Annotated in this window: 5 protein-coding genes; 2 read left to right on the plus strand and 3 right to left on the minus strand. The window is 32.8% G+C overall.

Annotated elements, in window-relative coordinates; all coding sequences use genetic code 11:
* Positions 1–393: 393 nt before the first annotated feature.
* From Q4534_RS23305 to Q4534_RS23315, 3 genes are all read right to left on the minus strand, one after another.
* Positions 394–2382, minus strand: coding sequence for a heparin lyase I family protein (locus Q4534_RS23305; protein ID WP_303615568.1), 1989 nt, complete (start codon positions 2380–2382; stop codon positions 394–396).
* 754 nt (positions 2383–3136) lie between these two features.
* On the minus strand, positions 3137–4108 hold the full coding sequence (locus Q4534_RS23310; protein ID WP_303615569.1) for a glycosyltransferase family A protein: 972 nt from the start codon (positions 4106–4108) through the stop codon (positions 3137–3139).
* A 36-nt stretch (positions 4109–4144) separates the two neighbouring features.
* Positions 4145–4969, minus strand: a complete 825-nt coding sequence (locus Q4534_RS23315) for a polysaccharide lyase (RefSeq protein ID WP_303615570.1) — start codon at positions 4967–4969, stop codon at positions 4145–4147.
* Positions 4970–5745: 776 nt separating this feature from the next.
* Here Q4534_RS23315 and Q4534_RS23320 point away from each other — a divergent pair.
* Positions 5746–6480: a glycosyltransferase family 4 protein gene (locus tag Q4534_RS23320; RefSeq protein WP_303615571.1), complete on the plus strand. Its 735-nt coding sequence runs from the start codon at positions 5746–5748 to the stop codon at positions 6478–6480.
* A 122-nt stretch (positions 6481–6602) separates the two neighbouring features.
* Complete coding sequence (locus tag Q4534_RS23325) at positions 6603–7730, plus strand: polysaccharide pyruvyl transferase family protein (RefSeq protein WP_303615572.1); 1128 nt, start codon at positions 6603–6605, stop codon at positions 7728–7730.
* The last annotated feature ends 480 nt before the right edge of the window (positions 7731–8210 follow it).

Raw genomic sequence — 8210 nt, forward strand, 5'->3', positions numbered from 1 at the left:
TTATTGACAGTTCTATAAGTGTAAAAAAAACATTTATTATAGAATTAGAAAAAGTGTATTTAATATAAGCTCAACCATATTTATTTAATAAATAAGCCTATTGGGAGTTGTATTTATGGACAGTCCAAAATATTTAGAGACTGAAACATATTACTAAAAACACTCCATTGGTGAGACTCTTCTCCGAAATGAACGACCGAATAAGCAACTAAAAACCTGATGATGAAGCCCTTCAAATCAATTAAGTGATGATTAATTAAATCATCAGGGATCAAAAAAAAATTAAAAAACTGTACCGAATGAATCGATATAAAAAAAAAGCTTTGCAACGTTTGACCGTTACAAAGCTTAATAGATGAATAAAATATTATTTTTATATGTTAAACTAAGAGTTTATTTGTAAATATCCATTATCTGAGATGCGCTTAGCGCTGTATTGTATAATCTCAAGTCGTCTAATGCACCGGTCCAACGGTTATTCCCAAACTTGGCCCCAATTTGAACTTCTGTGTTATTGGAGTTTATTTTTGTAGAATTATATGTAGTCGAACTATCTTCTACTCCATTAATATAAATTACAGATTTTCGCCCATCAAATGTAGCCGCCACATGCATCCAAGTATCCCCATCTGTAGGATAACTTTTTGCTGATTGTATCATAAAATCTTTGGCATTCGTATCTCTATTAATTCTAAACTCCACCTTACCATTTTCAAAAATGCTGAATTCATAAACGTTTCCTTTAGAAAGAATTTGTTTTCTTGACTTTTTAGAAGGCCTTATCCATGCAGATATAGTAATTGACTCGGTAATATTTAAACTGGAATTATGAGAAATGTAAGCATATCTACCCGTCCTTCCATTCGTGCTCAAGGCCTTTCCAACTTTTCCATTTACCCATGCAACATCAGAATCATTCTCAATTTTAGCATTATTCCCTTTACCAGAATCATCATATAAAGTACTTCCATTACCTTCATCCATATTCCAATGGCCAACGAGACTGGGGTTTAAACCAATGTCATCGCTTGCATTTCCTGCACCTGATTCATCAAAATCCTGAGAATCATCCGTAATATTAATTAAATCATTTTCTAATAGCTCTCCGGCCCCCCCTTGGATAACTCCTCCACTATTTAATTCGTCTATTTTAAAGTTAAATACAACTTGTTTTCCAATTTTCCCGCTTTTATTGTGACCAATATAAGGAGTAGCAGTAAGTGTATAAGTTCCTTCCGGCGTTCCGCCACCATTGTGATAATTCCCCTTATCGTACCCATAAATGCAGTATTCCGGTTCATTTCTTACCACCGTAAAACTCTTTGGTCCTTCTAATTCAAATTCCACACTACCCTCAAAATCTTCTTCAAAATTTGCTCTTAAAGAGATCCTGTTATCACCTATAGGTTTGAGGTTAATGATTCCATTATTCGGAACTATCCCTAATGCCTTGTCTGAAATCGTGTTGATAAGAGAGAACGATTCAATCTCCGGCACCTTAGGGCCCCATCCTTTATTATTATCCTTCTTTGGATCCATTTCCTCATAGGAAGCCTTCTCATTTCCAATTCTTATATTATCAAAATATAGAATCCTTGTATCCGTGTCAGTGGTCTTTCCATCCCAAGCATCTTTGTAAATCCCCACTTTCCATCTTGGAAGGCGCTCACCTTCGTATTTATTAGGTCCGGAATGGGTAAGAATTTTGTCGTCATTCCGCCATACTTCTACCAACCCATCATTATTATCGGAATGTACAATATGGAAAACAAAATCGATCCATTCATCTTTAGGAACGCTACCAAAATCGTAATGGTCCCATAATGATGTTTTCAATTTAGAATCGTGTCCTACCCTGAATATCAAATCGTCTTTAACCACCCTTAAGGATAGTGTTGGCGTTCCGGCATTATGCCACTGAGAAATCACCTCATCATCATTGTCTTTTTCAAAGCCATCTGAAGGGAAGTAAACAGCGAAACTATACCAGTTTTCGGCTCCCGTAGGGGTTTCAACTAGAATCTCAGCTCTTTTACCGGTCCGAGTTGCTTTAGCGTCGGTCTTGCGTAACTCAAACCTTCCTACATGGTCTCCTTTAAAAGCAGGCGAACTGGAAACCTTAAAAGAATGGTCTTCTGAAAATTGTTTGGTAACATAAGCATAAAATGGATTTTCATCTTCAAAGGTCTCTTCATAAACAATGTTCCAATCCCCCAATTCCCCGTCGGAAGCATAGGCTTGAAGAAGTAATAAGTCTTCAATATCCTCACCTAAAAGATCCTCACTTGGTGCTTCTACACCTTCATCCATTTGACATGAAAAACATAGCAAGCTCATCGAGGTGGCGATAAGCCATCTATAAGATTGTCGTAAAATGATCATAACTAATAATTTGTTTGGTGGTTGAATTAATATATTATTTATATAAATAAACTTGGGTTATAATAAAGCTTCAAACAGGTATAAAAATGTATGGATGATTAAATACCTAAAAACAAACCCAGTTCAATTTCTCAGTGTTAGACAATATCTATACCAAGCCAATTTTTTCAATTACACTAAACAATGGCACTCCATATATTAAAAGAGTCCATCTAATTCAAACTAAAAGATTAACAAATAGATTATTTCTGGGCTTATAAAAATAAAACTAAACTCTTACCAAGTAAGCAAGTTAATTTAGTTTATCACTCTGCCGCAACCTGTATGGTAAGAAACATTTATGTGGGTGTTTAATACAATTTTATCTCTGTGTAACAAACATAAATTGAAAAAGGCAACTGACCCGCATAAACCCTACACTTCTTATCTTCTACCAAAACAGTCTAAAATCCCGTTTTACAAAATAATTGAATCTAAAAATACCAAATTTCGGCTAAATTTTACCATGCCTCTGCATAAAATTAAATACTATTTTAAAAAAAATTAAATTAATTTATTCTATAAAAAATTGATCGAATATTGAACGGTTAATTGTTTTCTTTTTGCGAAGATCCACCACGTTTTGTGAAAAATCACCTCACTAATAATCTTATTAATTGATTTTTTTCCAATAATGGATTTTTTAAAATTGCAAACAAGGTTTCCAATCCATAAGCACTGACAACTCCACAAGCAAAAGCTCCAATAAATATCATTAAAAACATCTATAGCAAAACTTTAAATACTTCACCCACAATTTATGTGGATATTTGCTCCTAAAGGTTTTATAAGTAATACTAAAGGGTAAAAGGTAATACCACTTATAGAAAAAGAATTTATTCCCTATTTGAGGGATTACTTGATTTATCGAAGCTTCATTTTCTTTTAAGCGGTAGATTGGAGGCATCCCTAGACATATCCATTTAGACCTATAGCTTTTAAAAGCTTTAGCATCCTTCGGATTTTCGATTTTATCCAAGGGAAAGAAATCAGGGTTTAAAATTTTAGGAATAAGCGTTTGCTCAAGCAGGTAATCCTTTTTAGTAGCGGCTGATAAATCCTCCCTGCTATAATACACCAATTTTTTCTGCACATAAACAAGCTTCCCATACAACAATATTGCTCTAAACCATACATCTAAATCTTCACCAAACTTCAAAGGAGGATCGAAACCGGCATTTGTATCAAAAAACTCCTTTTTCATCACAATACAAGAGGTAAAAATAAGGGTATGGTTGATGGTTTTATTGAAATATTCAGCTATTGAATAATTTTTAACTGGAATAGCATCTACATCCGGATAATTTGGAAGATCAAGTTCTTCAAAAGATTTAAATCGAATAAAGTTTGTACCTAAAATACCAGGGTATTCGTTTGCCTCTATCGTTTTATTAACAGAATACAAATAGTCGGGATGCCATATATCATCTGCATCTAGAAAAGCAATATAGGGATATTTGGCATGGGCAATCCCCGTATTTCTAGCAGTAGAAACACCTTGATTCTTTTGATTAATTACCTTGACTTTATCCCCAAAATTGTTTTGAACAATTTTCTCGCTCCCATCAGTAGAACCATCATTTACTACAATAATTTCATATTCTTTGTAGGTTTGATTAACCACTGAATCCAAAGCTCTGGAGATAAATCCAATTTTATTATATAGGGGGATAATTATTGAGAACAAGGCAAATTAATTTATTAGTAAAACAAAAGAGGAATATCATTGAATTTCATTGGACATCATAAAGTTAAGATCAGCATTTTCATCTGCCAATTTAATATTATCAAAATAAACAACCCTAAGATCAACATCTGTTTTCCTTTTACTCCAACTGGATTTATAAATCCCAATTTTCCATCTTGGAAGATTCCCTTCCCGATACATGTTAGGACCATTATGGGTTACCAATTTTTCACCATTTCTCCACACTTCAACCAAGCCATCCTTCCCAATAGAGTGAATCACATGGAAAACAAATTCATCCCATCTATCTTTAGGTAAGCTTCCAAAGTCATAATAATTCCACTTGGAGGACGGAATCTGAGAATCATAACCAATTCTTAATTTTAAATTACCACTTATCACTCTTAAGGCAAGGGTAGGAGTACCTTTACCACTATGCCATTGTGAAATCAATTCATCATCCTGATCTTTTCCCCATTCTAAAGAAGGGAAAAAGACGGCAAATGAGTACCACCTTTCAAAATGACTTTGCTTTGGAAAGAGAACTTCAGCCCTAGGCCCTCCATTTTTAGTCGCCATTTTATCCCCGTACCGCAATTCAAATTTCCCGGATTTATTACCGGAAAACACAGGGAAATCGACTACTTCGAAGGCATGTTCTTCAGCAAACTGCGGGTAAGCATTTGATTTCTTTTCCCAACTAATATCATTTTCAAAATTCTCCCCTAAAATTAAACTATCTTGACTTATTAATAAATCCTTCTCATTTAGCTTTCCATTAAAACTAAAAGAATTGAAAAGGAGAATTGTAAATTGGAAATTTAGAAGCAATAAACAAATATTTGTAAAGCAGGATATCATTTAGTCATTTTATTTTTTTTGTAAATTGGTCTAATTAAAATAATTTCTTTCCTAAACGAGGACATCACTTTTATTCTCATGAAATGCATCTAATCACAACTTTTAAATGGCTCAAGGCATTAATTTAGGCACCAATTTTCTAAATAAAATTATTTCAAATTTATTAATTCTTGAATGTAAGAATTAAAACTTTGTTAATATTTCACCAATAAAACCATATTACTCACAAAACATTTGAATATTAAACATATAAATATATTTGTAATAATACGTATAAAACATTAAAATTGCTTTTAACATTACAATTTCTGCATTTAACCCCAATATTTACCATAATGAAGTGAATTCTAATTTCACTAAGATTAAATTTCATTTTAACCACCAAATACAATACAAACCATATGGCAAAATTTTTATTTACCCAATTTCAAAATGTTGAGTTAATTGTTGAAAATGGAAATCCTATAGGAGGGGCCGTGGTGGAAACAATGGTATGGATCAATTCTCTTCATGAAAATGGACATGAAATTGACCAGTTTAAATATGCAAATGATAAAAGAGTCCAGCTCTCCAAGTATGGTTTTATAAAACTTTTCCCTGTTTATCATCCAACAAAAGGAATTAGATGGCTTAGATGGCCACTATACCGGCTCCCGAACATATACAAAGCGATAAAAAAGAGTAAACCGGACTATTTATATGCTTCAATCCCAGGCTGGGCTTCTTATTATATTGCTCTTTTCTGTAGAAAAATAGGCGTTAAAATGATACTAAGGGTGGCCAATGACAATATGTTAGATGAAAGAATTAAAATCACCCATTCAAAATTTGACCAGATTTTTATCGCTAAAGCTTTTAAATTAGCTGACTTTATTTCCGTTCAAAATGAATTTCAATATCAAACCTTAAAAAAACAATTTCCAGACAAAAAAATTCTGAAAATTTATAATCCTATTAAAATTGATAAAAGTAAAAATGTCGTAAAGAATGAAAAGAAAGGTTATCTTGCTTGGGTTGCCAATTTCAGATACCAAAAAAACTTAAAACAATTATTTGAAGTAGCGAGCATATTTCCGGATGAAAAATTCAAAATCGCAGGCATTCCTTTAAAAAGCATGGATGATGAAACGAAAGAGTATCTGGAAAAACTAAAAACATTATCGAATGTTGAGTTTGTGGGAAAGGTCGCTCGTGAAGAGATATTTGATTTTTTATCTAAGGCAAAATTCTTAATAAGCACATCCAGGTACGAAGGTTTCAGCAATACATTTCTAGAAGCAATGGTTGTAGGCACACCTATCTTGACTCCAACTTTAGTCAACCCGGATGGAATCATTGATCGTTTTGAATTAGGAATTACCTACCAAAATGCAGCTGAGCTGAAAAATTCATTTGATAAGTTAACCGTAGATGAATATTTAAAAATGTCTTCCAACGCTATTCAATTTGTAAATAACAATCATGATCATTTGGCATTAGGAAAGAAACTGGTTGATTTTTTAAAGGAATGATAAAACTTAAACTTCCGAAACATTTTCTTCAATAAGCCCTAATATGGAAGTTTCTTTAAGAATTTCAATATACAGATAACCCATTTATACCTGAAATTCATTTACCAATTAATTAAAAAAATATGAAAATTGGAATTTTGACTTTATCTCTACATACCAATTACGGCGGTATACTACAAGCCTATGCACTCAAAACAGTTCTTGAAAAAATGGGACATGATGTATGGTTAATTGACACCAAATTAAACCAGGTTTCTTTTCCAAGAAAAATATGGAGAATGGCTAAAGAAACTTTTGCCTACCTAAAAGGTGATGTTCCAATGATCAATCCAAAAAAATTAAGAGATCGAGCTTATTTGAAATATACGAAACCATTTATTGACCAGAATATACCTAAAATCACAAAAACCTTCACCTCTATTGAAGATTTGAAAAAAGTAACAGAAAAATATAATTTTGAAGCATATGTTGTAGGCTCTGATCAAATTTGGAATGCCAAATATTATAAGCATATAGAAGCAGCTTTTTTCTCATTTTTAAAAGGCCAAGAAGTTATCAAAATGGCATACGCCCCATCATTTGGGGGTGATGTTTGGAAATATACTGAAGAACAAACCCGTAATTGTAAGGAATTAATCAAAGATTTTGATGCAGTTTCTGTCAGGGAAGATGTAGGAATTGATTTTTGCAAAACATATTTGGATGCTCAAGCTACAATGGTATTGGACCCCACCATGCTATTACGCACTGAGGACTATTTAAAATTAATTCCAAATTCTTCAACTCGAAAAAATGATGGTTTATTTTTGTACGTTTTGGACGTTTCGGAAGAAAAGAAAAAACTAATTGATGCAGTAGCTGAAAAAAAGAATTTAGTGCCTTTTCAATTGGACATCATTGATGGATATGAATCTTGCCCTTTAGAATGGCGAACGAATGCAAAAGTAGAAGACTGGATCCGTAGTTTTCATGATGCGGAATTTGTAATCACTGACTCTTTTCACGGAACAGTATTTTCTATTATTTTCAACAAACCTTTTTATGTTCTTTTAAATTATGACAGAGGGGCTGTTAGGTTTAAATCCATCCTTAATATATTTAATCTTTCAGACAGGATAATTTCATCAAAAGAGGAATTAACTAAAGAAAAACTAGAGGAAAAAATTGACTGGGAGGCCGTAAATAAAACTTTAGCCGAATATAAAGAGCGATCAAGCTCTTATTTAATGAGGAATTTGGTGAAAAAATAGACTCATTAACCAGGTAATGGGTAACAAAACTAATTAATCATCTTCAATACGTAAGGATAGGTATTTAATAAAATCGATAGCTAGCCCAAAACGATCATGCTTGGTTTCTTAATCACTGAAAACTAAAGCATTTATGACCAGAGTTTATCAGCCAGATGCATCATAGAAGATCCCGAAAATAGAAGGTCCATTTTATAATGCAGGTTTATAAACTCTTAATGATGGAAAAAATTTAGAAAGAACGACTTAAGAATTGAATCGCAAGCTTTAAATTTAAGCGGCTGTCAAAAATTACTCTCCCATCATTCCAAAAGCCCCTAAATACAGGCTTGTCAACTATTAGTTTTCAAAATTTTGGAATTCAACCATCTTTTTAAAATCCATAGATTGATTCATAAGGTTTTCAAAATTACCATGGTTTAAGATCTGTCCATCCTTGAGCAAATAAATGATGTCTGAATTTTTTATGGTTGAAAGTCT

It is taken from the genome of Cyclobacterium sp. 1_MG-2023 (assembly GCF_030546805.1).
Taxonomy (GTDB): Bacteria; Bacteroidota; Bacteroidia; order Cytophagales; family Cyclobacteriaceae; genus Cyclobacterium.